Annotated in this window: 22 protein-coding genes; 13 read left to right on the top strand and 9 right to left on the bottom strand. The window is 68.5% G+C overall.

Annotated elements, in window-relative coordinates:
• Positions 1-12: 12 nt before the first annotated feature.
• The gene (locus IPJ61_RS14740) at positions 13-2,721 is read right to left on the bottom strand and encodes an MMPL family transporter (protein ID WP_297109118.1); all 2,709 of its coding nucleotides are present in this window, start codon (positions 2,719-2,721) and stop codon (positions 13-15) included.
• Between the two features lie 100 nt (positions 2,722-2,821).
• Between IPJ61_RS14740 and IPJ61_RS14735 the strand changes: the two genes are divergently transcribed.
• Positions 2,822-3,430 (top strand): TetR/AcrR family transcriptional regulator, encoded by a 609-nt coding sequence (locus IPJ61_RS14735; RefSeq protein ID WP_297109115.1) that lies wholly within the window; start codon positions 2,822-2,824, stop codon positions 3,428-3,430.
• Between the two features lie 173 nt (positions 3,431-3,603).
• On the opposite strand, the gene IPJ61_RS14730 is transcribed toward IPJ61_RS14735, so the two are convergent.
• Positions 3,604-4,242 (bottom strand): MBL fold metallo-hydrolase, encoded by a 639-nt coding sequence (locus IPJ61_RS14730; protein WP_297109113.1) that lies wholly within the window; start codon positions 4,240-4,242, stop codon positions 3,604-3,606.
• 25 nt (positions 4,243-4,267) lie between these two features.
• Here IPJ61_RS14730 and IPJ61_RS14725 point away from each other — a divergent pair, with 25 nt between their 5' ends.
• The 5 genes from IPJ61_RS14725 (at position 4,268) to IPJ61_RS14705 (ending at position 7,822) form a co-directional block, all read left to right on the top strand.
• Complete coding sequence (locus IPJ61_RS14725; RefSeq protein WP_297109110.1) at positions 4,268-5,257, top strand: FUSC family protein; 990 nt, start codon at positions 4,268-4,270, stop codon at positions 5,255-5,257.
• A 116-nt stretch (positions 5,258-5,373) separates the two neighbouring features.
• The gene (locus IPJ61_RS14720; RefSeq protein WP_297109107.1) at positions 5,374-5,685 is read left to right on the top strand and encodes a hypothetical protein; all 312 of its coding nucleotides are present in this window, start codon (positions 5,374-5,376) and stop codon (positions 5,683-5,685) included.
• A complete protein-coding gene (locus IPJ61_RS14715) occupies positions 5,682-5,987 on the top strand; it encodes a ribbon-helix-helix protein, CopG family (RefSeq protein WP_297109104.1) in 306 nt (101 codons plus the stop codon). Before IPJ61_RS14720 ends, IPJ61_RS14715 begins: the two co-directional genes overlap by 4 nt.
• Before the next feature lie 333 nt (positions 5,988-6,320).
• Entirely contained in the window at positions 6,321-7,310 is a 990-nt protein-coding gene (gene galE, locus IPJ61_RS14710) for a UDP-glucose 4-epimerase GalE (RefSeq protein ID WP_297109102.1), read from the top strand.
• Between the two features lie 17 nt (positions 7,311-7,327).
• Complete coding sequence (locus tag IPJ61_RS14705) at positions 7,328-7,822, top strand: dihydrofolate reductase (protein ID WP_297109099.1); 495 nt, start codon at positions 7,328-7,330, stop codon at positions 7,820-7,822.
• A 124-nt stretch (positions 7,823-7,946) separates the two neighbouring features.
• On the opposite strand, the gene IPJ61_RS14700 is transcribed toward IPJ61_RS14705, so the two are convergent.
• Positions 7,947-8,648 carry a class I SAM-dependent methyltransferase gene (locus IPJ61_RS14700; protein WP_297109096.1) on the bottom strand — a complete coding sequence of 234 codons (702 nt, stop codon included), beginning with the start codon at positions 8,646-8,648 and terminating at the stop codon, positions 7,947-7,949.
• A 6-nt stretch (positions 8,649-8,654) separates the two neighbouring features.
• Positions 8,655-9,200, bottom strand: a complete 546-nt coding sequence (locus IPJ61_RS14695; RefSeq protein ID WP_297109094.1) for a nucleoside/nucleotide kinase family protein — start codon at positions 9,198-9,200, stop codon at positions 8,655-8,657.
• 360 nt (positions 9,201-9,560) lie between these two features.
• Between IPJ61_RS14695 and IPJ61_RS14690 the strand changes: the two genes are divergently transcribed.
• From IPJ61_RS14690 to IPJ61_RS14675, 4 genes are read left to right on the top strand one after another with little or no spacing between them, the layout of a single operon-like run.
• Positions 9,561-10,769, top strand: a complete 1,209-nt coding sequence (locus IPJ61_RS14690) for a sensor histidine kinase (protein WP_297109091.1) — start codon at positions 9,561-9,563, stop codon at positions 10,767-10,769.
• Positions 10,770-11,423: a response regulator transcription factor gene (locus IPJ61_RS14685; RefSeq protein WP_297109088.1), complete on the top strand. Its 654-nt coding sequence runs from the start codon at positions 10,770-10,772 to the stop codon at positions 11,421-11,423.
• The gene (locus IPJ61_RS14680) at positions 11,401-12,579 is read left to right on the top strand and encodes an ATP-binding protein (protein ID WP_297109085.1); all 1,179 of its coding nucleotides are present in this window, start codon (positions 11,401-11,403) and stop codon (positions 12,577-12,579) included. Before IPJ61_RS14685 ends, IPJ61_RS14680 begins: the two co-directional genes overlap by 23 nt.
• Complete coding sequence (locus IPJ61_RS14675; RefSeq protein ID WP_297109082.1) at positions 12,558-13,556, top strand: hypothetical protein; 999 nt, start codon at positions 12,558-12,560, stop codon at positions 13,554-13,556. The genes IPJ61_RS14680 and IPJ61_RS14675 overlap by 22 nt, the downstream gene beginning before the upstream one ends.
• Before the next feature lie 50 nt (positions 13,557-13,606).
• On the opposite strand, the gene IPJ61_RS14670 is transcribed toward IPJ61_RS14675, so the two are convergent.
• Together IPJ61_RS14670 and IPJ61_RS14665 are read right to left on the bottom strand one after the other, a co-directional pair.
• Positions 13,607-14,968 (bottom strand): MFS transporter, encoded by a 1,362-nt coding sequence (locus tag IPJ61_RS14670; RefSeq protein WP_297109079.1) that lies wholly within the window; start codon positions 14,966-14,968, stop codon positions 13,607-13,609.
• Between the two features lie 7 nt (positions 14,969-14,975).
• Positions 14,976-16,178 (bottom strand): TerC family protein, encoded by a 1,203-nt coding sequence (locus IPJ61_RS14665; RefSeq protein WP_297109076.1) that lies wholly within the window; start codon positions 16,176-16,178, stop codon positions 14,976-14,978.
• A 488-nt stretch (positions 16,179-16,666) separates the two neighbouring features.
• Between IPJ61_RS14665 and IPJ61_RS14660 the strand changes: the two genes are divergently transcribed.
• The gene (locus IPJ61_RS14660; protein ID WP_297109073.1) at positions 16,667-18,550 is read left to right on the top strand and encodes a penicillin-binding transpeptidase domain-containing protein; all 1,884 of its coding nucleotides are present in this window, start codon (positions 16,667-16,669) and stop codon (positions 18,548-18,550) included.
• Positions 18,551-18,754: 204 nt separating this feature from the next.
• Here IPJ61_RS14660 and IPJ61_RS14655 read toward each other — a convergent pair whose 3' ends face one another.
• Complete coding sequence (locus IPJ61_RS14655; protein WP_297109070.1) at positions 18,755-19,147, bottom strand: DMT family transporter; 393 nt, start codon at positions 19,145-19,147, stop codon at positions 18,755-18,757.
• The gene (locus IPJ61_RS14650) at positions 19,144-19,458 is read right to left on the bottom strand and encodes a DMT family transporter (protein WP_297109067.1); all 315 of its coding nucleotides are present in this window, start codon (positions 19,456-19,458) and stop codon (positions 19,144-19,146) included. Before IPJ61_RS14650 ends, IPJ61_RS14655 begins: the two co-directional genes overlap by 4 nt.
• A 245-nt stretch (positions 19,459-19,703) precedes the next feature.
• On the opposite strand from IPJ61_RS14650, the gene IPJ61_RS14645 reads away from it, so the two are divergent.
• Positions 19,704-21,365, top strand: a complete 1,662-nt coding sequence (locus IPJ61_RS14645; protein WP_297109064.1) for a DUF885 domain-containing protein — start codon at positions 19,704-19,706, stop codon at positions 21,363-21,365.
• A gap of 375 nt (positions 21,366-21,740) precedes the next feature.
• Positions 21,741-22,496 (top strand): extensin family protein, encoded by a 756-nt coding sequence (locus tag IPJ61_RS14640; protein WP_297109061.1) that lies wholly within the window; start codon positions 21,741-21,743, stop codon positions 22,494-22,496.
• A 333-nt stretch (positions 22,497-22,829) separates the two neighbouring features.
• Here the strand turns inward: IPJ61_RS14640 and IPJ61_RS14635 are convergent, their stop codons facing one another.
• Positions 22,830-23,432: a mycothiol-dependent nitroreductase Rv2466c family protein gene (locus tag IPJ61_RS14635; protein WP_297109058.1), complete on the bottom strand. Its 603-nt coding sequence runs from the start codon at positions 23,430-23,432 to the stop codon at positions 22,830-22,832.
• Positions 23,433-23,474: the final 42 nt, after the last annotated feature.

Genomic DNA, 23,474 nt, shown 5'->3' with positions numbered 1-23,474 from the left:
AGGTGTGGAGGCTCACGCGAAGCTCCCCTCGTAGTGGGCGGCGAGCGGGGCATAGGCCCCGTCGATGGCGAACCCCTCGAGCTGTTCCTCGTGCGCGGCGCACAGCACCACGGCACCGTCTTGGCGGATGCGGGAGACGAGGTCGACGACCAGCGCCTTGGCCTCCGGGGTGTCGGCGAGCTCGACCGAATCGACGAAGACCACCGAGCCGCCGTGGGTGCTCGCAAGGACGGCGAGTCCGTCTTCGGCAGCCAGGTCGATGTAGCTCACCCGGCGGCGGACGCGGCTCGCGCCCTCGGGGAGCAGCGCGCCGGCGACGCGGGCACGACCTGCCGACGTCTCCAGCCGACCGCTCAGGGCAAGCGCGGCGCCCGTGCGGGTGCGCACCGGCCCGACGAGGCCGATGACGTTGCCAGCGACGAGCCGAAGATCGATGGGGCCGACGACACCATCGACGGTGAGGCCGTCGGCCAGCACGAGCGAGCCGTCGCCCGGCCAGTCCTTCAGCGCCACCTCCTTGGTGAGCACCTCGCCCTCGACGTCGAACGTCGGTAGCAGGCGATCGAGCCACCGCGGCAGCCACCAGGCGCGCTCGCCGAGCAGCGTCATGACGGCAGGCACCAGCGTCATGCGGATGAGGAACGCGTCGATCGCGACGCCCACCGACAGCGCGAAGGCGATGGCCTTGATCGACGACATGCCTTGGGGGACGAAGAACGCGAACACCGCGAACATGATCACGGCGGCACCGGCGACGACGGGGCCGGAGGCCACGAAGCCGCTGCGGATGGCCTCGACCGGCTCCTTGCCATGCACGTACTCCTCGCGGATGCGGCTGACGAGGAACACCTCGTAGTCCATGGCGAGGCCGAACAGGATGCCCATCAGGAGGATGGGCAGGAAGGAGATCACCGGCATCGGTTTCTCGAGGTTGATCACCTGCCGCAGAACGCCTTGGTTGAACACCAGCGCGGTGGCACCGAATGCCGCGCCGACGCTCAGCAGGTACCCCACCGTCGCCTTGACCGGCACCCAGACGGAGCGGAAAACGGCGGCGAGCAGCACGAGCGAGAGCCCGACGACGAGGACGCCGAACGGGAGCAGCGCGGCGGTGAGCTTCTCGCTGATGTCGATCTGGACGGCGGTGATGCCTGTCACGTAGGTGTCGACGCCGAACTCTTCCCGCCACTGGCCCTCGTGGTCGTTCAGCGCGGCGACGAGGTCGGCGGTGGCGGGGTCGTCGGGTCCGGTGGTGGGCACGATCTGGATCAGAGCGGTGTCGGCGTTCTGGTTGGGCGTGGCGAGCGGCACGGACGCGACGCCCGGGATCTGCTCGATGTCCTCCTTGATACCCGCGACGACCCCGAGCGGGTCGGTGCTGCCGATGATGTCGGCGGTGACGATGAGCGGCCCGTTGACGCCGGGCCCGAAGTGCTCCGCGAGTAGGTCGTACGCGACGCGCGCCGGCGACCCGGCCGCCTGCTGACCCGCGTTCGGCAGCGAGACCTGCAGCCCCACCGTCGGGATGGCGAGCGCCCCGAGCGCGGCGACGACAGCGACGATGGTCACGACCGGGTGCCGTGTCGTCACTCCGACCCACCACGAAAACGCCCCATTCCCTGAGGCGCGCGGCCTTTCATCGTTCCCTGAGGAGGGCGACGAAGGAGCCCGTCTCGAAGGGTTCTTCCTTGACCGGCTCCGCTTCGGCCTCGGCGTCATCCGTGCGCCCAGCACGCCCATCAGCGCGGGAAGCAGGGTCAGCGCGATGATCACCGCGAACGCGACGGTGATCGCGGCGAAGATGCCCATCACGGTGAGGAACGGGATGTTGGCGACGCTCAGCCCGAGCAGTGCGATGAACACGGTCAGGCCGGCGAAGACCACTGCCGAGCCGCTCGTCCCGACGGCGCGGCCGGCGGACTCCTCGGGCTCGAGCCCGTCGCGGAGCTGGTCACGGTGGCGCGAGAGGATGAACAGCGCGTAGTCGATGCCGACGGCTAGGCCGAGCATGATCGACAGCAGCGGCGTGGTGGAGTTGATATCGAACACGCGCGTGAGCAGCAGCATGAGGGCCATGGCGACGCCGACGCCGGCGATGGCGGTGAGCAGCGGCAGGCCGGCGGCGACCAGCGAGCCGAGCACGACGGTCAGCACCACCAGCGCGACGATCAGGCCGACGCCTTCGATGATGCTGAGGTGCGGCAGCTCGATGTTGTACGCCTCGCCGCCCATGCTGACCTGGCTGCCCGCGGGCATCGCCGCCTCGAGTGCGCTGGCGACGTCGGTCATCGGCTGGAGGTCCTCCGCCGACGGCGCGGGACCCGTGTCAAGGCTCATCTGGATGATGGCGGCGCGGCCGTCGTCGGACACCAGTCCGTCGACGTATTCGTTCCAGGGCGAGGTGACGGACTCTGTCTCGGGGAGCTTGTCGAATTGGTCGACGGCGTTCTCGATCTCCGCGCGGTAGTCGTCGACGGTGCGCCCCTCGGGCGCGACGACGATCGTCATCGCGGACAGCGCCGCCCCCTGCGGGAAGGTCATGCGGAGCCTGTCGAGTGCCTCCTGGGACTTCGATGAGGGGATCTCGAACGAGTTCTGGAAGGACCCGGACCAGGCCGCGGCTGCGCCGCCGAGCACGGCGAGGAGCAGGAACCAGACCGCGATCACGGTGAGGCGGTGCCGGTAGCACCAGCGGCCGAGCGCGTAGAGCGTGGCTGACATCTTGCCCCCTGGGTTTCGATACAGAACTGAATCCAACCTGAGCATACAACCTTGTATCGGTTTCGATGCAACTCTGTATCGGGAGCGATAGGGTGGGGGTATGTCAGAGACCACGCCGCGCCGGGAGGCGACGCGTCGACGGCTCATCCAGGCGGCGGTGGGCGAGTTCGCGCGTCATGGGATCGACGCCACGAGCGTCGAGCAGATCTCGGAGGCGGCGGGCTTCACCCGCGGTGCGTTCTACTCGAACTTCGAGGACAAGGACGCGCTGATCCTCGCCCTGTTAGAGGAAACGCATCGGGCGACGATGGCGCGTTTTCAGGCCGACGTCGCGAACCTGCCCGAGGGGATCGGCCTCGACGACGCCATCAACCGCCTGCTCGCGGTCAAGATGGTCTCCCCTGAGGCCTACACGACGACGCTCGAGATCCGCCTGCGCGGCCGCCGCGACCCGGCGCTGCAGCGTCGGCTGGCCATCCTCCGCCAGGAGCTTCGTCCGCAGTTCGCGGCCGTGCTCGATGCCGCCGCCGAACGCCTGGGCCTCGAGCCCCTCGCAAGCGTCGACGACCTGATCGACATCTTCGATGCCCTTCACGACGCAAGCTTCCTCTGGGGCGACGACCTCGCCGCGCCCCGCAGCTGCCGCATCACCGAACTGATCGGCCTGGTCGCCCGCCAGTTCACCACCCCGCGCACCACCGCGGGTTAAGCCGCGCCGCCGGGTTGAGCCCCGCCTCCCCTGGTTTGGCCGCAACAGTCCATGGAGTTTTGACGCATGGAGGCCCCTTCTGTGCCCAATCGAGCACAAAGAGGGCAACTGTGCGTCAAATTTCCATGGCGCTCGACTAGACATACTCATCCGGGCAGCGACGCCCCAGCGGGTTACCAACCCCGGGCGCGCCACTCATCTAGGTGCTCGCGCTCGGCGCCGATCGTCGTCGACGCCCCGTGGCCCGGGTGGACGACGGTGTCCGCAGGCTGCACGAACAGCGTGTCGGCGATCGACGACAGCAACTGGTCGAAGCTCGAGTACCCCCATCTCGTCGCTCCCGGGCCTCCGGGGAAGAGCGTGTCGCCTGTGAACACCACGCCTGGCGCGCCTTTCACCGGGCCGACGACCAGGAACGACGTCGATCCCGGCGTGTGCCCGGGGGTGTGCATCGCGACCACCTCGACCCCGGCGACGGCGACGCGCTCGCCGTCGGCAAGGGCGTCGAAAGGCGCGTCGTCGAGTTCATCGGCCCAGAGGAACTGATCCGAGGGGTTCATCCGCGCGACGAGGCCGTGCCGGGCGGCGAACAGCGCGGCTTCGCGGACGTGGTCCCAGTGGCCGTGCGTGATCAGCACCGCGACGACGCGGCGGCCGTCCACCGCCTCATCGACGGCGTCGGCGTCGTGGGCCGGGTCGATGACGACGACCTCCGTATCGTCGCCGATCAGCCACGTGTTGTTCTCGTGGATGGGCGGTCCGGCGGGGTCGGAGTTCCCGGCGGTCAGGACCTTCTCAATGCGCGCGCTCATGCCTCGACCCTATTACCCTTCCCTCATGGGACAACCGCCGCAGAATCTCCTCCCGCGGGTGATGGCGACCGTCCTCGTGGCGCTGTTGCCGGTTGTGGCGCTGTCGCTGTCGTCGGCATCGGCTGCGACGGGAATCCTGGTGCTGGGCATGCTGCCGACCCTTTCCGCCGCGGCGTCCGGCCCGAGGGCGATGCTCACCGCGGGCGGTGCGAGCGTCGTCGTCGCTGTTGTGGCGGTGTTCACCACCGGCTCGGGCGCGCTGTTGCCCGTGCTCGGCACCGCGCTGGTGGTGGCGTTGGCGTTCGCGACGGGTGCGTTGTCGCCGCGGGGGCTGCATCCGATCGGGGCGTCAACGATCGCGTTCACCGCCTACCTGCTCGTCGATCCTTCGCGGGTTCTTCACGTTCTCGGCTCGCATCTGCCACTGGCGACCACGGCTTTCCTTCTCGCTGGGATGGTCCTTCTCGCCAGCTTGTGGGCGGTTGGAGCCACCGCCGTGATACTGCGAGGTGTGCGGCTTCCTCCCGTCGTCGGGCCGACGACGTTGCCGTACGGAACGATCCTCGCCGTGCTGTGCGGCGCGTTCACCCTTGTGTGCCTGGTGTGGTTCCGCGGCACGAACGCCTGGTGGGCGGTCATGACGATCGCGATGATCCTGCAGCCGGCCCACGCCGACACCGCCCAGAAGATCAACGGCCGCATCCTCGGAACCATCCTTGGCGGCACGGCGGCGGCCGTGCTCGCCACGCTCGTCCCTGGCGAGGTGCGAGCGACGCTGCTCGGCGTCGCCGCGACGCTCCTGTCGGTTCCTCTCCTCTTGGGCGGCGCGGCCTATTGGCTGTACACGACGGTGGTGACCGTCTCGGTGATCCTGCTCACGTTCGAGGGGACCGAGTTGTACGTCGGCGACATGCAGCGGATCGTGATCACGAGCGTGGCCGCGGCGGTCACCGCGGCGGCGGTCTGGGTCGCCGCGCTCCTCGCCCGCCGCTTCCACCCCGCCGCCGAAGGCTAGTTGAGCTACCCGGTGCCCCGCACGTCTCGGGACCGTCGCGCGGGTCGCCAGGGGAACTTGTCCACAGATCTGCTCGGAGGTGGTGGATCTGACCCTACTTTGGACATAACGCTGATATGCGGGCCTTCGAACCAGAAGAGAATTCGTGTTACGATATTTATGCGCGATCGACCGTGCATCAGTCGGCACTGAAGCACGGGCTGTCCGCGTCCCGAGTCCACGCAGCATGGGTATCCGGTGGGCAGCTCGAGTGCCAACTCGACGATGCCGAACCTCAACGTCTGCTCCGAATCGGGTTCGACAGTACAACAGGTATGCCCGTGGATCTGATCGCCTTGGTGTTCGGCCAACAACGGGTCCTGATCATCCACGCGATGGCGGCGCGTCAGCACATGATCGATTTGGTGGAAAGGGGTAGGGGACGATGAGCGAACACGACGACTTGATTGCACGCCGACCGGACGACGGCATCTGGGGAATCATCGATGGGGTGCCTGTGACCGACGAGGTCATCGAACGCCTCGTGGCGAACGCGGAGGCGGGGTGTCCCGGAGTGCGGGTGCGTCCAGTTGGCCGGCCTCGCACCGTCGGCAAGAAGGAGGCAGCGCAGACCGTGACCGTCCGGCTGGATCAGTCTCGCGCCGCAGCGATCAGGGCGCGCGCGGCGCAAGACCACGTCAGCGCATCGGATGTGATGCGCCGCGCCCTCGACCTCTACCTGGCGAGTTGACTCGCTGTCTCGGCAGGTTTCGTCACTCAGTTGACGGACTCGACCGAGACAACCCGAACCTGTTGATCGGCAGAGGGCGACCACTGATCGAGCCGATGGCCGATCGCTGGTTGATTTCGACGCAGGCACGGCGCTGCGCGCAGCGGCCTGGCTCAATCCGGCGGAGGCGGGGCACATCCACGCCGACGAAGGCCGAGGGCAGTCGAGCTTGCTCGACTGCCGAGGCCAAGGAAGGCGTTGCAGTGCGAAGCACGATCACGAAGTCGACCGTGACTCGTGTTGAAACCACTGGACTCATCTAGGATGAGAGCGACCCTTGAGAGAAGGAAGCAGATGCTCGTCCTCATCACCGGCGGTGCCGGGTACATCGGAAGCACAGTCGCGTCGGCCTGCGAGGATGCGGGCCATCAGGTCGTCATCCTCGACGACTTCTCGACCGGCCGGCGGGAGTTCGTCGGCGACCGTGTCCTCTACGACGGCGACATCGCCGACGACGCGCTCCTCGACCGGATCTTCGCCGAGCACCGCATCGACGCCGTGGTGCACTGCGCCGCGAAGATCGTCGTGCCCGAGTCCGTGTCCGATCCGCTGGGCTATTACGAGAACAACGTGTCGAAGACCGTCACGCTGCTGAAGGCGCTGGAGCGCAACAACGTGCCGCGGTTCCTGTTCAGCTCGTCGGCGTCGATCTATGCGCCGGACGAGAACTTCGTCGTGACGGAGGCGTCGCCGCTGCAGCCGGGGTCGCCGTACGCGCGGACGAAGTTCATGGTCGAGCTGATCCTTGAGGACTTCACGAAAGCGAGCGCCGTGAAGGTGCTGAGCCTGCGCTACTTCAACCCCATCGGCACGGACCCGCAGCTGCGCTCGGGTCAGCAGCTGGAGAAGCCGTCGCACGTGCTGGCGAAGCTGCTCGAGGCCTGGTCGAACGGCGAGACGTTCACTGTCACCGGCGTCGACTGGCCCACTCGAGACGGCTCCGGCATCCGCGACTTCATCCATGTCTGGGACCTGGCGAAGGCCCACGTCGCCGCCATTGAGGGCTTCGACGCCGCGACGGCCGACAACGCCTACCAGGTGTTCAACATCGGCACGGGCAACGGCGTGACCGTCAAGGAGCTCGCGGCGTCGTTCGAGGCCATCTCCGGCGACCCACTGAAGATCACCTTCGGCCCGCCCCGCCCGGGCGACGTCGCCGGCGTCTACACCGTGTCGTCGAAGGCCCGCGACGTCCTCGGCTGGGAGGCCAAGCTGAGCGAGCAGGAGGCCGTGCGTGACGCGATCGCCTGGCTCCCCGTCCGCAAGGAGATGCTGGGCTACTAGCGCTGGCGGCATCCCGGATGCGGATCATCGGCATCGCGATCGTCGGCTCCAACGGCGTGATCGGAGACGGCAACGGCCAACCCTTCCAGATTGCCGAGGACTGGGCGCGCTACAAGCGAGTGACGAACGGCCATCCGATGATCGTAGGGAGGCGCACCCACGAGGCCATCGGCCGGTGGCTGTCCGGTCGTACGACGATCGTGGTCACTACCCACCCCGAACGCGTCGGGCTTCCCGCCGATGACCGAGCCATCGGCTATGCGGTGCCCAGCCTGGGAGCGGCGCTCGACCTGGCCCGCTCGCTGGACGACACGATCTATGTCGCCGGCGGCGGCCAGATCTACCTGGAGGCATGGCCGGAACTCACGGAACTGGCCGTTACCGAAGTGGAAGCGGAAGCCCCGGGGACGGTCTTCTTCCCGACCGTCGAGCCGGCGGAGTGGCAGGAGATCGCCCGGGAACAGCGCGACGGTTTCGCCTTCGTGCACTATCTGCGTCGGCAGAAGCCCTGACCGCCGCAGAGCGATCGTTCCTTGAGCCGCGCACCCGGCGCGAGTCGACCCGGAAATCCTTCTGAGCAGAAGCTCCGGCGGACGGGAAGCGACCGACCGGCGGAGCACCTCAAAGCCTTCGACGCTAGTCGGGACGCCTCAAGCTCTCGAGGACGAAGAAGATGAACGAGACGAACCTGGTCGCGCCGTTCTGGGGGAGCAGTTCGTCGGGAGTGTCGGATGCGACCGGGGGCTCGCCAATCGTCATGATACGGAAGCCTGCTTCCGTGAACGCATCCACCATCGCGTGTAGAGGTCGATGCCAGGTATGAAGGACCACCTCTCGCCCGTTGACGGTCACTTCCATGGGGAACTCCACTATGGGGAAGTACTTCGCTCCCTCGACGGTGAACGGGAAGACGAAGGGGTGGTTGACCGAGACGACAAGACGACCGCCGGGCTTGAGCAGGCGGCGCAACTCTGCCAGAGGCTCCCGCCAGTCGCGGAGGTAGTGCAAGACGAGTGAGGCGGCGACGTCGTCGAACGCCGCGTCGTTGTAGGGCAGAGGATCGCCGAGGTCGGCCACCCGAAGGTCGGCTTCGTCCCCCAGCCGCTCGCGCGCGACGTCGATCATGGCCGCGCTGGCGTCGAACCCGACGACCTCCGCGCCGCGTTCGCGCAGCGCGACAGACAGCGCGCCGCTGCCGCAACCGACATCGAGGATCCGACGCCCGACGACGTCACCAAGGAGGTCCAGCATGGCTGGCCGCTCGTAGTAGTTGTTCAGCAGACTCGCATCGTTCTCCGCGACGTAGTCGGCCGCAAAGTCGTCGTATCCCTCAGCCATGCGTCCCTATGCTAGGCGGGCCCGCGCCTTCGCGATCGCCGTCCGGATGAGGCCGACACCTTGGTCGACGCTGACGGTGCTCGTGTCGATCACCAGGTCTGGGGCGATGGCCGCCAACTCGCCGGGCCAGCGCACGTAGACCCCGCTGAGGAAGCCGTGTTCTCGCGAGACTCCTCGCGTCGGGTCGTCTTGGGCCCGCGAGAACGCGACGTCAAACGAACTCGTCGTGGCCACCGTGACCGGGACGACACCCTCTGGTGCCTGGGCCCGCAGCCCCAACACCTCCTCAGCCGAACCCGAGCCCTCCGCCACCACGCAGGTCAGCTCGGAGCGCAGCCAGGAACTGACGACCGTCTCGAAGATGCGGTGCGCCGTGTCCCACCCAGGAAGCGTCGGGAGGGCCATCGCCGCAATCTGGTCGAGTTCGACGAGCGCTACCCATTCGCCCCGACGGCGAAGTTCCGCAGCAAGGGCCGACGAGAGAGTGCTCTTCCCCGAAGCCTGCGGTCCGATGATGACGACGAACGCGAGCGACGCGGTTTCCGAACTCATTTCCCCAGTCTGTCGACCGGGGCCTGCCGAAGCCACCTGTGGGTCGAGATCAGTCGGTGGCCTCGGACCACAGCTCGCGGCGGCGGCGCGCCGCGGAACTGTCGACGACGCCGGTCACAGTGCACGCGATGGCGACGAGCGCCAGCACCCAGAAGAGCTTTCGAATCATGTCGTCAGCCTAAGCCGACCCCCGCGGCCTCCGACACCGGAAACGCCCGGAATCAGACCAGGGTTGACCCTGATTCGGCAAGCGCCGACGGCGGTCTGACCCGCAGCCGGACCGCGGGACATAGGCTATGCCTGTCGCTCCCACGCCTGACCCGAGCGACGGTGTGCGCAGTCGGGCGAAGGAGTGAGGCGATGCGGGACTTCCGCTGGTCGAAGGACGGCCGCATGCTGCTTCGCGATGTCGCGCTGGCCGCCGCGCTCGCCGTCGGCGGCCTCTTCCCGGTCTTCTCGATCCCGAACGACTACCTGATGTGGCGCGCCGTCGGATGGTCGCTGGCGATGTGCGCGGCGGTGGCGCTGCGCAGGGTCGCGCCGCTCGCCGCACTGGGCCTCATCACGGTTGCGGGGCTGGGCATGGTCTTCACCATCAACATCCCCGTGCCCGCGCTGGTGGCCGTGCCGATCGTCGCGTACAGCGTCGGCCGGTATCACCGCCTCACGGCCGCGGTCGCCGTCGGGACAATGGCGGTGGTGGGCAGCGTCGCGGGGCCCATCACATGGACGCGCGGCCTGGAAGCCGGGTACCAGTTCATCGGCACGACGCTGCTCGTCCTCGTGTGTTTCACGACGACGGCGCTGTCCTACCTCGCCGGCCGCCTCATGCGGGAGCGGCAGCTGAGCGACGCCCTCGACCGCGAGATCGCGACGGAACGGTTCACAGCGGCGCAGCGGCAGTCGGAGCAGGAGACGGAGTTGGCGGCGGGGCGCGCGCGGGCCGAGGTGGCTCAGGAGCTGCACGACGTGTTGGCGCATTCGCTGTCGGTGATCGTCGTCCAAGCCGAGGGCGCGAAGGCGCTGACGCAGAAGCGGCCGGAGGCGGCGGCCGAGGCGCTGGGCGTGATCGCGGACACGGGACGCAAGTCGATCGCGGAGGTGCGCCGGATCGTCGCGGTGATGCGCGGCGAGGACGAGGCGCCGGCGTTCGGGCCCGCGCCGTCGCTCAGCCAGGTGCCGGAGCTGGTGCGGGCGGCCGGGGAAAGGATCACGCTGACGGTGACTGGCGAGCCGCACGTGTTGCCGGAGTCGCTGTCGCTGGCCGCGTTCCGGGTGGTGCAGGAGGCGGTCACGAACTTCTTGAAGCATGCGGGGCCGACGGCGACCGCCACCGTCGAGATCGCCTACGCGCCGCGGGACGTGCTGATCGTGGTGCGCGACGACGGCATCGGTGTGCTGTCGAAGTCCGACGGTCGCGGCTCGGGTGTGCGGGGCATGCGCGAGCGCGTCCAGGCCATGGGCGGTGACTTCCGCGCCGGGCCGCGTGCCGGCGGCGGTTTTGAGGTGCAGGCTCGCCTGCCGTTGCCGGCGACGCTCGGCAGCGGCTGGCTGAAGGGAGACGAGTAGATGACGATCAAGGTGCTGCTGGCCGACGACCAGTCGCTGGTGCGGTCGGGGTTCCGGATGCTGATCGATTCCGCCGACGACATGGAGGCCGTAGGCGAGGTCGACAACGGGCGCGACGCCGTCGCCATGGTGCGATCGCGGCCGGTCGACGTCGTGCTCATGGACATCCGGATGCCGATCATGGACGGCACGGAAGCCACGCGCCGGATCTCTGAGCTGGGCGTCGACACGAAGGTGCTGGTGCTGACCACGTTCGATCTCGACGAGTACGTGTTCGCCGCCCTGCGGGGCGGCGCGAGCGGGTTTCTACTGAAGGACGCCTTGCCCGACGAACTGCTGGGCGCGATCCGGGCGGTGGCCGCGGGCGACGCCGTCGTGGCGCCGTCGACGACGAAGCGGCTGCTCACGCACTTCGCCGGTCTCCTGCCGAAGCTCACCTCCGAACCCGACGCGCGCCTCGAGGCGCTCACGGAGCGCGAGCGGGAAGTCCTTGTCGAGGTGGCGCGCGGGGCCAATAATCAGGAGATCGGGCAGCGGTTGTACATGGCGGAGGGCACGGTGAAGACGCACATCGGCAGGCTGTTGAGCAAGCTCGGCGCCAGGGACCGCGTCGGGCTGGTGCTCATCGCGCATGAGGCCGGTCTGGAGACCTGACGAGGTGGCCGCGACGACGTGGAACCCGGTCGACCGCACGCTCGGGTTGGGGATCTCCCTCTGCGGGTTGGGAATCACCGTGTTCAACGTCAGCATGTTCGTCGCCCAGATGCCGGAGTTCGCCGTGTGGTGGCAGGTGCTGTGCCTGATCTTTCCCGTCGGTTTCGCCGTCCTCGCGATCGGCTGGAGGCGGATCCGGCCGAGGGTGCTGCGCACGGTCTGGACGGCGCTCCCTTTTCTGTACATCGTGGTGCTGTTGTTGACCTGCGCGGCGTGGAACGGCGTGTCCGGCACGCTGCCGGTCCCGGCGGTGTGGACGCTCGACACCGCGGTCCTGGGCCTGATGCTGTTGGCGGTGCGCCCGCTGCCGGTGATCGGGTTGCTCTTCGGGATGGCGGTGACACCGTCGTTGTCGGCCCTGGTCTTCTTGGGCGAGGTGCCGCGGAGCTTGGTGTCGCTGGGGCTCATGCATCTGTCCAGCATCATGCTCATGATGCTCGTTCTGCTGCTGCGCGCGCAGATGAAGGAACTGCATCAGACGCGGAAGGTGGCGGCCCAGTTGCGTGCGGAGGAGGCGAGGGCGAAGGCCGACGCCGAGGAGTCCGCCGAGTACGGGCGCATGATCCACGACGAGGTGCTCTCCACCTTCGCGGCGGCGTTGCGGCTGCCGGGGGATCCTCCCCCGGAGCTCCGGCAGGGCGCCGCGGCGGCATTGCGGGCGCTGCACCTGGGGGCGCGGTCGGGCGTCGGGCCCGACGACGCGGAGTACCTGAGGTCTGAGGACGTGGCGCGGTTGGTCGTGGCGCTGGTGTCGTCGGCGGCTCCTGAGGTGCCGGTCGAGTCGGCGCATCAGGAGGGGGCGATACCGGCGGCGGTGGCCGGTGTGCTGGGGTTGGCGGCGGCGGAGGCGGCGCGGAACGCGGTCCGGCATGCGGGCGGCGGGCGCGGGGAGGTCGTCGCGGCGGACGGAACGTTGTGCGTGCGGATCTCGGACGACGGCCCCGGGTTCGAGTCGTCCACGATCCCGCCGGGGCACTTCGGCGTCCGCGAAAGCATCCTGCGCCGCATGCGCACGCTCGACGGCGGCGCGGCGACCATCGAGAGTGGCAGCGACGGGACGACGGTGGAGGTGCGATGGACACAACCCACCAGCTAGACGCGGGCCTCTCTCGGCCGCTCGCGCGTCCCGGGCTGTTGCTCGGCCAGAGCGCGATCCTTGCGTCGTCGATCGTCGGCGGCGGTTTCCCGCCCCTTCAGCAGTGGACGCCTGCGCATTGGGCTGCGGTGGTGGCGATCGTCGTCGTGACGGTGCTGGAGACGAACAGGCGGCCGGGGCGGCTTCCCCAGATCCACGCCTGCCTCGCCGCGGGAGCAGCGGTGGCGGGCGGGGCGTTCGTCATCGCCTCGGCCGGGTCTGCTGACGTGACGCTCACGCTGATGCAGATTGCGTTCGCCGGCGCGCTGCTGGTCCCGCGCGGCCACCCTGTGCTCGGCAGCGTCGCGGGCGGCGCGCTCCTCGTCACCCTGTGGCTTTGGGGCACAGGCAGGGGCTTCACCCCGATCGAGCATCTGAACAACCTGGCGCAGGCGCTGGCGGGTGTCGCGGCGTGCTGGGTGATCCGGGTGACGAACCTCTCCCTCTCCAGCGGCAAGTCGGCGGCCCTCAGCGAGCAGGTCGAGACGGTCGAGGAGACGGGTGACGTCCGGAGCGCGGTCGAGAGCGAGCAGGAGCGTCGTCGTCGGATCGCGGCGTTGGTGGAACCACTCCTGGTGCGGCTCTCGGAGGGCGAAACAGTGACCGACGCCTTCCGCGCCGAGGTCGCCGCGGCGAACGAGGAGGCGCGCGACCTCCTCCGCCGCGACCTGCCCCGCCATCCGGAGCTGACGCGCGCGGTGTCGGCGGCGCGGAAGGCGGGTGCGAGCGTGCAGTTGATCGGCAGCGACGACCGGGGCGAGTCCTTCTCCGACGAGCTGGCCGCGCGTCTCACCGACGTGCTGTCCACCGAAGGCCTTGTCAGTGCGACGATCCGGTTCCTCCCTGCCTCCCGGGGCGGGACGACCTCGGTGCTGCTCGAGGACCGCGACGGCCTACGCCGCCTCCAGCTCGATCCGCCGATGGCTGAGTCGGGCTGAGCACCGCTGGTTGAGCCGAGGCACGTCGACGGAGTCGACCGCGTCTCGGCTCAACCAGCGGTGGCGGTCAGGTCCTCCGTGCCGCGCTCGAACGTGGCGGCGCCCAGACGGCCTCTGGCGATAAGGAAGGCGACGGCGCCGACGGCGTAGGTCGCGGCCATGCCGAGGAACGCGACCATTGACAGGCCCGTGGGCGGCAGCACGTAGGCGGCGACGACGCCGGCGAGCACGAAGGCGCCGTTGAACGCCATGTCGTAGAAGGTGAACACGCGGCCTTTGTAGCCCTCGTCGACGTGCGCCTGGACGATGGTGTCGACGCAGATCTTGAACGACTGCACGGCTACGCCGGTGAGAAAGCTCAGCACGAACAGCGGCCACTTGGCGGGGAGGAAGGCAGCGGCGGCGGTGACGACGGCGCCGGCGACCAGCAGCGCCGGCGCGGTCCGGCCGATGCCGAGCGGGCGCACCAGCACAGGGACGAGCGGCGCGGCGAGGATGAACCCGACCCCGGTGAAGAGGCCCCAGAGGGTGATGTCGGCCAGCGCGGGCGCGGGCTGGTCGACGGGGTGCCAGAGGTTCCGCGCGGCCAGGATCACGGCGACGCTGAGCAGCCCGAACAGCAGCCGCGTCACCGCCATCAGGCTCAGTGCGACGGCGGCGACTGGCCGCGTACGGAGGTGTCGCCAGGCGTCGGACAGCCCCTTGAGGACAGCGCTCGGGCCCCTCGGCGTCTCGGCGCCGGGCGAAAGGTCCGGCGTCCGCCCGCGATCCGGGCCGAGGGCGTCGGACGCGAACCCGCGGCAGATCAGCACCGAGCCGGCGAACAGGACGGCGGCGAAGAGGAAGACCACGGAGTCGGCCTGGTGCGAGGGCAGCACGCCCCCGAACGCGAACCGGGCGAGGAACCCCAGCACGGCGCCGATCACCACACCCATCGGTCCCACCGTCGGCACGATCGAGCTCGCGGTCAGGTACTCGTCCTCGTCTACGGTGTGCTGCAGGCCCGCGGACAGGCCGGCCAGCATGAACCGGTTGATGCTCATCGCGACGAGCAGGCCGCCGTACAGCACGATGGCCCAGACACCTGTGGTCGCGCCGCTGAAGATCGTGACGCCGAGGACGAGCGCGATGAGCGAGCGGACGATGTCGGAGTAGAGGGCGACGTTGCGGCGCGACCAGCGGTCGAGCAGTGGCGACACGAATGGCCCGATGACGGTGAACGGCAGCAGCGTCAGCGCGAGCACGCCCGCGATGGCCCACGCGTCGGGTTGGGACTGCGGCGAGAACAGCAGGTAGCTCGCCATCCCCACCTGCAGCGTGCCGTCGGCTGCCTGGCTGAGGATGCGGAGCGTCAGCAGTCGCCGGAAGGCGGCGTGCCGCCACAGCCGCCGCAGGGCGGAGATGAGCGTCATGTGGTGATCAGGACCCCGTTATTTCGGCGTGCAGGCGCTGGGCCTTCTGCAGGGCGTAGGCGGCGCCGCTCTCCTCCAACATGTGGTCGACCTGGGCGCGTCGGCCGTTGAACTTGTCGAGCTTGGCGACGGCGGCGAGCATCTTCTGGTAGTTCGCCTCGCGCTCCTCGTCGTCGCCGTGGTACTCGGTGTGCAGGTATCCGTGGGCGAGGCGGTCGACGCTGCGCACGGCGGAGAGGATCTGCCCCTTGGGCGAGACGAGCGACGCGATGACGGTGATGGCCAGCACGATGACGATGATGAGCAGCGAGTGCACGGGGTCAAAGGTGAAGACGTGGACGGGCTGGCCATCGTTGATGAAGCCGACACGGTTGGTGTGCAGGGCCTCGAGGACGAGCTTGACGCCGATGAAGCCGAGGATGATGGCCAGGCCGTACTTGAGGTAGACGAGGCGGTCGAGGAGGCCGTCGATCAGGAAGTACAGCTGGCGGAGACCCATCAGCGAGAACGCCGTCGCGCAGAACACGATGTAGACGTTGGTGGTGACGGCGTAGATCGCGGGGATCGAGTCGAGGGCGAACAGCAGGTCGGTGCCGCCGATGGCGACCATGACGAGCAGCATCGGGGTGAGGACCTTGCGGCCGTTCTCGATGGTGACGAGCTTGTCGCCGTCGTAGTGGTCGGTGGTGCGGAGGAAGCGCTTGGCGAGGCGGATCATGACGTTGTTCGCCTCGTCCTCGCCTTCCTTCTCGGGGGCGAGGAGCTTGCCTGCGGTGATCAGGAGGATCAGGCCGAAGACGTAGAACGCCCAGGTGAAGTTGTCGATGATCGCCATGCCCAGGAAGATGAAGAGGCTGCGGGCGATGAGCGCGAACACGATGCCGAACAGCAGCACCTTCTGCTGGTCCTTCCGCGGCACGGCGAAGCTGGACATGATGACGAGGAAGACGAAGAGGTTGTCGACGCTCAGGGCCTTCTCCAGCAGATAGCCGCTGAAGTACTCGATGCCGAGGTGGTGGTCGCCGATGGACCACAGCACGATGCCGAACACGACGGCGACGCCGACGTAGAAGGCGGACCACCACGCGGCCTCCTTCAGCGACGGCTCGTGCGCCTTGCGGACGTGGAAGAAGAAGTCGAATGCGAGGAGTCCGCCGATCACGACAAGCGTGATGGCCCAGACCCAGAGGGGCATGTTGGTGGTGGTCACAGGGACGCTCCTGGTGCAGGCGAGAAAACGGGTTTCTGCCACCGGTACCCTTCAGGGCCAACGTCGATGACTGGCGTCACTTTACGCGACGGTTCCACAGAACCAGAAGCCGTCTGCCATGTCGGAACGCACTTGTAACGTCTGCGCCCGGGCTGTCACGCCCCTTCTATCGCTCGTCACGCACAGCCTCCCACGCACAAATCAGCGTGGGCTGCTCGAGCTGTGTAATGGGCGCACAGCTGAGCGAGCCCACGCAGATATATGTTCGCCAGCCCTTGTAGCCTGGGCTACCCGCTGGTTGAGCGGAAGGCGAGACGACCGCTGGTTGAGCGGAAGGCGAGACGACCGTTGGTTGAGCGGAAGGCGAGACGACCGCTGGTTGAGCGGAAGGCGAGACGACCGCTGGTTGAGCCGACGCGCGAGCGCCAGCGAGCCGTCGTGTCGAAACCAATAAGCTGAACCAGAAGCGAACGACAGGGAGTGAGCCGATGCGGAGACTGCTGGCTGGGGTGATGGCTGGCCTGGTGCTGTTGGCTGGGTGCGCCCCTGGCGAGAAGGGGCCGGACCCGGCTCCGACTGCGCCGACGACTCCCCCGCGGGATCTGCCGCCGGCCGACGCCGCCGTCGAGGAACTCGTCGCCGCGCTCAACAAGCACGATGTCGGCGGGCTGAAGATGGTGCGTGCGGCGTCGGACGCGCAGAAGGAGTTCGAGACGATCTTCGCGGGTATGGACGGCATCTACCCCACGGTCGCGAAGGGTGCGCTCTCCTATGGCGAGGGTGACATCGCCGTCGCGAAGCTCGCCTTCTCCTACGACTTGGGCGAGCACGGCTGGAAGTACGAGACGGAGGCGCGATTCAACTGGGTCGACACGTGGCGGCTCGACTGGGCTCCCACCGTCATCCACCCCAAGCTCACCAGCGACTCGCGCCTCCGCCACACCCACAAGGAGGCGCGGCGCGGCGCCATCAATGACAACGCCGGGCTGGCGATCGTCGAGGAGGGCACGCTGTACGAGGTGGGCTTGGACAAGTCCACCATCAAGGAGGCGGAGTGGGCCTCGGCGGCGAAAGCCCTTGCCAAGGCGCTGAAGATCGACGAGAAGGCGTACGTGAAGAAGGTCGAGGCGAACGGCCCGAAGGCGTTCGTCATTGCCGCGACGCTCGACCAGGCGGACATCCCGGGCGCCGTCGGGGACGTCCCGGGCACGCTGGTCCGCGAGGTCACGGGGGTCGTCGGGGAGACGGGGCTCGCGGCGTCGCTGCTGGGCACCGTCGGGGCGCCGACGAAGGAGATGATCGAGAAGTCCGACGGCACGTTGTCGGCTCAGGACCGGGTGGGGTTGACGGGCCTTCAGCTGCGCTACGACCAGGAGTTGCGCGGCGTTCCGCTGGTGCAGGTCGATCAGGTGGGCCGCAGGGTCGACGGCCAGAACGACCCGACGTTCCAGGAGCAGACGCTCTTCGAGCAGCAGGCGTCGGTGTCGACGGCGATCGACACCAGCCTTGACCGGGCGCTGCAGGCGAAGGCGGAGAAGGTCCTTTCGAAGCAGAAGGGCCTGGCGACGCTCGTCGTCCTCGACCTGAAGACAGGTGGGGTGCTGGCGGCCGCGCAGTCGCCGTCGGGCGGGACGTTCCCGTATGCGACGTTCGGGAAGTACGCGCCCGGGTCGACGTTCAAGGCGGTCACGGCGCTCGCGATGCTGCGCGGTGGGCTCACGCCATCGTCGACGGTGAAGTGCCCCGCGACGCTGAAGGTCAGCACGCACACCATCGGCAACTACTCGGGGTATCCGTCTTCGTCGCTGGGGTCGATCCCGCTGATCGACGCGTTCAAGTACTCGTGCAACACGGCGTTCGCGGGCTCCGACGTCGACGGCGCCCAGCTGGCCGACGCCGCGGCCTCCCTCGGCGTCGGGACCGACTACGACGCGGGGTTCACGTCGTACTTCGGCACGGTGGCGCCGGGCAACGTGATCGACTTGGCGGCGTCGAAGATCGGGCAGGGCCAGGTGACGATGTCGCCGTTGGGCATGACGGCGGTCGCCGCCTCGGTCGGATCGGGCCAGACGACGATTCCGTGGCTCGTGAAGGGCCACGAGGCGAAGGCGACGGCGTCGCTGAGCGAGTCGGAGGCGTCCCAGCTCCAGACGTTGATGAAGGCGACGGTGGACTCCGGCACGGGCCGTCCGCTGCAGGGCGTGATGACGGGCGCGAAGACCGGTACGGCGCAGTGGGGCAAGACGGGGAAGCTCAAGACCCACGCGTGGATGATCGCGTACAACGAGGACTACGCGGTGTCGGCGTTCGTGGAGGTCGGCGATTCCGGCGGCACCACCGCTGCCCCGCTGATCGTCAAGCTATTCGGGTAGCCCACCGCTGGTTGAGCCGACCCTCGCTGGTCGAGCCGACCCTCGCTGGTCGAGCCGACCCTCGCTGGTCGAGCCGACCCCCGCTGGTCGAGCCGACCCCCGCTGGTCGAGCCGACCCCCGCTGGTCGAGCCGACCCCCGCTGGTTGAGCCGGACCCCCGCGCGAAGCGCCGGGTCCGTGTCGAAACCAATGAACTGGTGGATCTCAGTGGGCGTGCGAATCAAGGCGCTTCAGTCCAACAACGCAACCCACAATGCACGCCAGGAAAAGGGCTTTGAGCCAGCTGATCGACTCGTGGCCGGCAACGACGGAGTAGGCGACGGTCAGCACTGTGCCGACGCTCGTCCACACCGCGTAGGCGGTTCCGGTCGGGATGTGGCGCATGGCGATGCCCAGTCCGACGGTCGACGCGATGACGGTGATGAGGAAGAGCACGCTGGGCGCGAGCAGGGTGAATCCCGCGCTGGCCGACAGCGCGTTCGCCCAGACCGCCTCGAGGAACGCGCTGGCGAGCAGGATCGGCCAGGCCCGGCGCGCGCTCAGGGCGTTCCTGCCCGGCGCGGCCGCGGCGGCCCCGCCTCCGGTGGCGCCGCTCATGAGAACACCTTCAGCCCGACGACGCTGACCACGATCCCCAGCAACAGCAGCACCTTGGCTATGCTCGCCGGCTCGGCCTTCGTCAGCATCGCCCAGAGCACGGTCAACGACGCGCCGGTCGCCGTCCACACGGCGTAGGCCGATCCTGTCGGCAGCGTCGCGAGCGCGATTCCGAGCCCGCCGAGGCTGAGGATCGACGCGACGACGAACACCGCGGTCGGAAGCGGTTTCTTCAGTCCATCGGAGCGGCCGAGCGCCGTGGCCCACACCGCCTCCATCACGCCGGCACCGATGAGTATCACCCAGTCCATGATTCGCCCTTCCCGCGAGTCATCCGAAACCCCAGTCGAGTGGGGTGGCCAGTCGTTCGTGCCCGGTACTGAACCGTCGTCGGGGGCGGGTCGCCGTCGGCAATGCTAACACCGGACAGCGTGTACGTCGGAGTCACCTATCTGACTCTGACGTACACGCTGAGCCGGTCCTCCATCTTCCTGGTGAGGTTCGCCATGAGCCATGTGCACGCTTCGCCGTGATGCAACGGGGTAGCCTCACGGACATGGCAAAGACCGAACTCGACCGCATCGCCGACGCCTACGTCGACACGGTGGTGCGCCTCTCCCCCATGACGGCGACCGACATCGGCGCCGACGGCGACCACCGCGCGCTCGACGACTTCTCCCCCGCCGGGCATGCGGCCCAGGCCGAGGCGGCGCGGGAGGCGCTGCGGCTGGTTGAGGCGGCGGAGGTCGTCGGGGCGAACGACGCGGTGACGAAGGCGGCGATGCGCGAGCGCCTGGGGCTGCAGCTCGAGCTACACGAGGCCGGGGAGGACTACGCGGATGTCAACAACATCGCGTCGCCGATCCAGTCGATCCGCGCGATCTTCGACCTCATGCCCACATCGACGGAGGACGACTGGGCGACGATCGCCGCGCGGCTCGGTGCTGTGCCCGCTGCCGTCGAGGGGTATCTGGAGTCGATCCGCTACGCGGCGGAGCGCCCGGACCTGCCGTTCCCTGCCAAGCGGCAGATGGGGATCGGGGTGGCGCAGGCGGAGGAGCAGGCCGGCGACGGCTCGTTCTTCACCGAGGTCGCCACCTCCGCGGCAGCGCCCGAAGCCCTGCGCGGGGAGTTGACCGCTAATGCTCACGAGGCCGCCGCGGCGTACGGTCGCCTTGCGGAGGGCCTGCGCGGGTTCGCGGACCGCGCCGGGGAGGCCGACGGCGTCGGCCGCGAGCGGTATCAGCGCTTCTCGCGCCGGTTCCTGGGCGCAACGGTCGATCTCGACGAGACCTACGAGTGGGGCCTCGAGGAGTTGGCGGGCATCGTCGCGGAACAGGAGGCGGTCGCGGCTGAGCTGTACGGACCGGGCACGTCGCCGGAGGAGGCCATGGCCCGCCTCGATGCCGACCCCGCCCGTCAGCTGCACGGCACGGATGCCTTGCAGCGCTGGATGCAGGAGACGTCCGACGCCGCCGTCGGGGCCCTCGCCGGTGTCCATTTCGACATCCCGGAGCAGTTGCGCGCGCTCGAGTGCTGCATCGCGCCGACGCAGGACGGTGGCATCTACTACACCGGCCCGACGGCGGACTTCTCACGTCCCGGCCGCATGTGGTGGTCGGTGCCGCCGGGCGTGACGGAGTTCAGCACCTGGCGCGAGCTCACCACCGTCTACCACGAGGGCGTTCCCGGGCATCATCTGCAGATCGGCCAAGCGGTCTACCGCGCCAGGGAACTCAACCGCTGGCGGTCTCTCCTGTGTTGGGTCTCGGGTCACGGTGAGGGGTGGGCGCTGTATGCGGAGCGGCTGATGGCCGACTTGGGCTTCCTGGACGACCCGGGCGACCGTCTGGGCATGCTCGACTCTCAGCGCTTGCGTGCGGCGCGCGTCGTCCTCGACATCGGCGTGCATTTGGGCAAGAAGTGCCCCGACGTCTGGGGCGGTGGCACCTGGGATGCCGAGAAGGCGTGGCCGTTCCTGAAGGCGAACGTGAACATGGCCGAGGGGTTCGTCCGCTTCGAGCTGGACCGCTATCTCGGGTGGCCGGGGCAGGCGCCGTCGTACAAGATCGGCCAGAGGCTGTGGGAGCGGGCGCGCGGCGACGCAGCGCGCCGCGAAGGCGGTGCGTTCGAGCTCAAGGACTTCCACCGTCGCGCGCTCGACCTGGGTTCGGTCGGCCTCGACGTCCTCCGCGACGCCCTCGCCACCGCTGGTTGAGCCGGGCCGCGAGGAACGAGCGCCCGTGAGCATGGCGTCGTACCTCGCCCAGACGGTGTCGAAGTCGAGCGGCTCGTCGCCGGCGATCGCGCTTCGCGCTGCAATGCCTTCCTTGGCCTCGGCAATCGAGCAAGCTCGATTGCTCTCGACCTTCGTCGGCGTGTCGAAACCAATGAGCCGGGCCTCACCGTTCCTTGAGCCGGGCCACGGCGACGAAGGAGCCGCAGCCCGAGAGTCGAAAGGTCCGAAACGCGCGCAGGGGGACGCGGCAGTGGACCCGACCCCTTGGAACGATGAAACCCTGACACTTGGTAGGAGCACGACTGGACCTCAGGACGTGGTGGAGCGTTCGGCGTGGTCGGTAGCGTGAATGTCATGATTCACAGGCGCACCTTCCTCCTCGGCGCCGCGGCTCTCCCCCTTGCCGGCTGCGGTCTCCTCGACGGCGGTAGTTCAGGGTTCGAGGACCCCGGGCCGCAACCCGAGTGTCGGACGCCGGCGGAGTTGGTCACGTTCAAGAGCATCGACGGCGCACCGTTGAGCTACGAGCCGACGGGCAAGAAGCAGTCGTTCCGCGCCGACCCGCGCTTCGTCGATCTCCTCGATGACTGGGCCGACGACTGGGCTGGCCTTTCCGGCCTGGGCAAGATCACCGGGATCTCCACGTACGGCGCCTATGTCGACAAGTGCCCGTCGATGCATGCTGCGGGTCGCGCGTTCGACTTCGGCGTGGTCACGCATAAGGACGGCAAGGTGTCGTGTCGCGGTGATCTGTGGGGGGACGACGCCAACCGTCTGCGGTCATACTGGCGCCTTGCTGCGTCGTTGTCTTCGCATTTCACGTACACGTTGACGTTGGCGTACAACGAGCTGCATCGCAACCACATCCATGTCGATGACGCGGTCAGCGAGGGCGAGGAGCCGACATTCGACAAGAACTCACGCGCCCAATGCCTGGTGGTTCAGAACGTGGCGCGGCACGTGTTCGGGCGGAAATGCCCGGACACGGCAGCGTACGACGCGGCGACGAAGGACACCGTGCGCGACATTCAGCGCGACGTGGGTATCAAGGCCCCGCTCTCGGAGCCCGACGGCTGGCGCGCGTTCCTCCGCGCCGCCGCCGCCGCTTGAGCGCCGGTTGCGCCGGTCCCGCGCGAGGCGCCGCCATCGCTCGTTGAGCCGGGCCCCCGCGCGAAGCACCACCATCGTTCCTTGAGCCGGGCCCCCGCGCGAAGCACCACCATCGCTCGTTGAGCCAGGCCCCCGCGCGAAGCACAACCATCGTTCCTTGAGCCAGGCCCCCACGCGAAGCACCACCATCGTTCCTTGAGCCGGGCCCCCGCGCGAAGCGCCGGGCCCGTGTCGAAAGGTCCGCAACCGTGGGCAGGTACCTGCGGAAGGCGGGACCTTCGACACGGTCGGTGGCTCCTTCGTCGCCGTTGCCCGGCTCAAGGAACGAGTTTGTCAGTCGAAGATCGGGCCGACGGTGCGGGTGCGCTTGAGCTCGAAGAAGCCGGGGTAAGCGGTGACCTTCTCGACGCCGTCGAAGAGGTTGCCGGCCTCTTCGCCCTTCGGGGCCGGGGAGATGACCGGGCCGAAGAGGCTCATGCCGTTGATGCGCAGCACGGGAGTGCCCACCTCGTCGCCCACCGGGTCCATGCCCTCGTGGTGCGAGCGGCGGAGATCGTCGTCGAATTGGTCGGTTTGGGCGAGGTCGGCGATGTCCTCGTCGGCGCCGACGGCGGCGAGCGCGGCGCGCACGACCTCGGGTGTCTTCGGCTCCTCGCCCAGGTGGAACCGCGTGCCGATCTCGGTGTAGAACTCGCGCAGCTTGTCAGAGCCGTGTCGCTGCTCCACAAGCAGAGCGGCGCGCGCGGGCAGCCACGCCTGCTTCATGATTTCGAGGTAGTTCTCCGGCAGGTCGCGCCCGTCGTTGAGCACCGAGAGGCTCATCACGTGGAAGACGGTCTTCACGTCGCGGACCTTCTCGACCTCTAGCATCCAGCGGGAGGTCATCCATGCCCACGGGCAGGTGGGGTCGAACCAGAAGTCAACAGTTGTCGTCATGGGACCATCTCAGCACACCGGCCAACCTCCGAACGCGGGCTC

The organism is Tessaracoccus sp. (genome assembly GCF_016714275.1).
GTDB lineage: Bacteria > Actinomycetota > Actinomycetes > Propionibacteriales > Propionibacteriaceae > Arachnia.
This window is presented reverse-complemented; position numbering and strand designations above follow the sequence as displayed.

Coding starts and splice junctions, on each gene's coding strand:
- IPJ61_RS14740 (WP_297109118.1), bottom strand. CDS start 2,721: ATGTCAGCCACGCTCTACGCGCTCGGCCGCTGGTGCTACCGGCACCGC.
- IPJ61_RS14735 (WP_297109115.1), top strand. CDS start 2,822: ATGTCAGAGACCACGCCGCGCCGGGAGGCGACGCGTCGACGGCTCATC.
- IPJ61_RS14730 (WP_297109113.1), bottom strand. CDS start 4,242: ATGAGCGCGCGCATTGAGAAGGTCCTGACCGCCGGGAACTCCGACCCC.
- IPJ61_RS14725 (WP_297109110.1), top strand. CDS start 4,268: ATGGGACAACCGCCGCAGAATCTCCTCCCGCGGGTGATGGCGACCGTC.
- IPJ61_RS14720 (WP_297109107.1), top strand. CDS start 5,374: ATGCGGGCCTTCGAACCAGAAGAGAATTCGTGTTACGATATTTATGCG.
- IPJ61_RS14715 (WP_297109104.1), top strand. CDS start 5,682: ATGAGCGAACACGACGACTTGATTGCACGCCGACCGGACGACGGCATC.
- galE (WP_297109102.1), top strand. CDS start 6,321: ATGCTCGTCCTCATCACCGGCGGTGCCGGGTACATCGGAAGCACAGTC.
- IPJ61_RS14705 (WP_297109099.1), top strand. CDS start 7,328: ATGCGGATCATCGGCATCGCGATCGTCGGCTCCAACGGCGTGATCGGA.
- IPJ61_RS14700 (WP_297109096.1), bottom strand. CDS start 8,648: ATGGCTGAGGGATACGACGACTTTGCGGCCGACTACGTCGCGGAGAAC.
- IPJ61_RS14695 (WP_297109094.1), bottom strand. CDS start 9,200: ATGAGTTCGGAAACCGCGTCGCTCGCGTTCGTCGTCATCATCGGACCG.
- IPJ61_RS14690 (WP_297109091.1), top strand. CDS start 9,561: ATGCGGGACTTCCGCTGGTCGAAGGACGGCCGCATGCTGCTTCGCGAT.
- IPJ61_RS14685 (WP_297109088.1), top strand. CDS start 10,770: ATGACGATCAAGGTGCTGCTGGCCGACGACCAGTCGCTGGTGCGGTCG.
- IPJ61_RS14680 (WP_297109085.1), top strand. CDS start 11,401: ATGAGGCCGGTCTGGAGACCTGACGAGGTGGCCGCGACGACGTGGAAC.
- IPJ61_RS14675 (WP_297109082.1), top strand. CDS start 12,558: ATGGACACAACCCACCAGCTAGACGCGGGCCTCTCTCGGCCGCTCGCG.
- IPJ61_RS14670 (WP_297109079.1), bottom strand. CDS start 14,968: ATGACGCTCATCTCCGCCCTGCGGCGGCTGTGGCGGCACGCCGCCTTC.
- IPJ61_RS14660 (WP_297109073.1), top strand. CDS start 16,667: ATGCGGAGACTGCTGGCTGGGGTGATGGCTGGCCTGGTGCTGTTGGCT.
- IPJ61_RS14655 (WP_297109070.1), bottom strand. CDS start 19,147: ATGAGCGGCGCCACCGGAGGCGGGGCCGCCGCGGCCGCGCCGGGCAGG.
- IPJ61_RS14650 (WP_297109067.1), bottom strand. CDS start 19,458: ATGGACTGGGTGATACTCATCGGTGCCGGCGTGATGGAGGCGGTGTGG.
- IPJ61_RS14645 (WP_297109064.1), top strand. CDS start 19,704: ATGGCAAAGACCGAACTCGACCGCATCGCCGACGCCTACGTCGACACG.
- IPJ61_RS14640 (WP_297109061.1), top strand. CDS start 21,741: ATGATTCACAGGCGCACCTTCCTCCTCGGCGCCGCGGCTCTCCCCCTT.
- IPJ61_RS14635 (WP_297109058.1), bottom strand. CDS start 23,432: ATGACGACAACTGTTGACTTCTGGTTCGACCCCACCTGCCCGTGGGCA.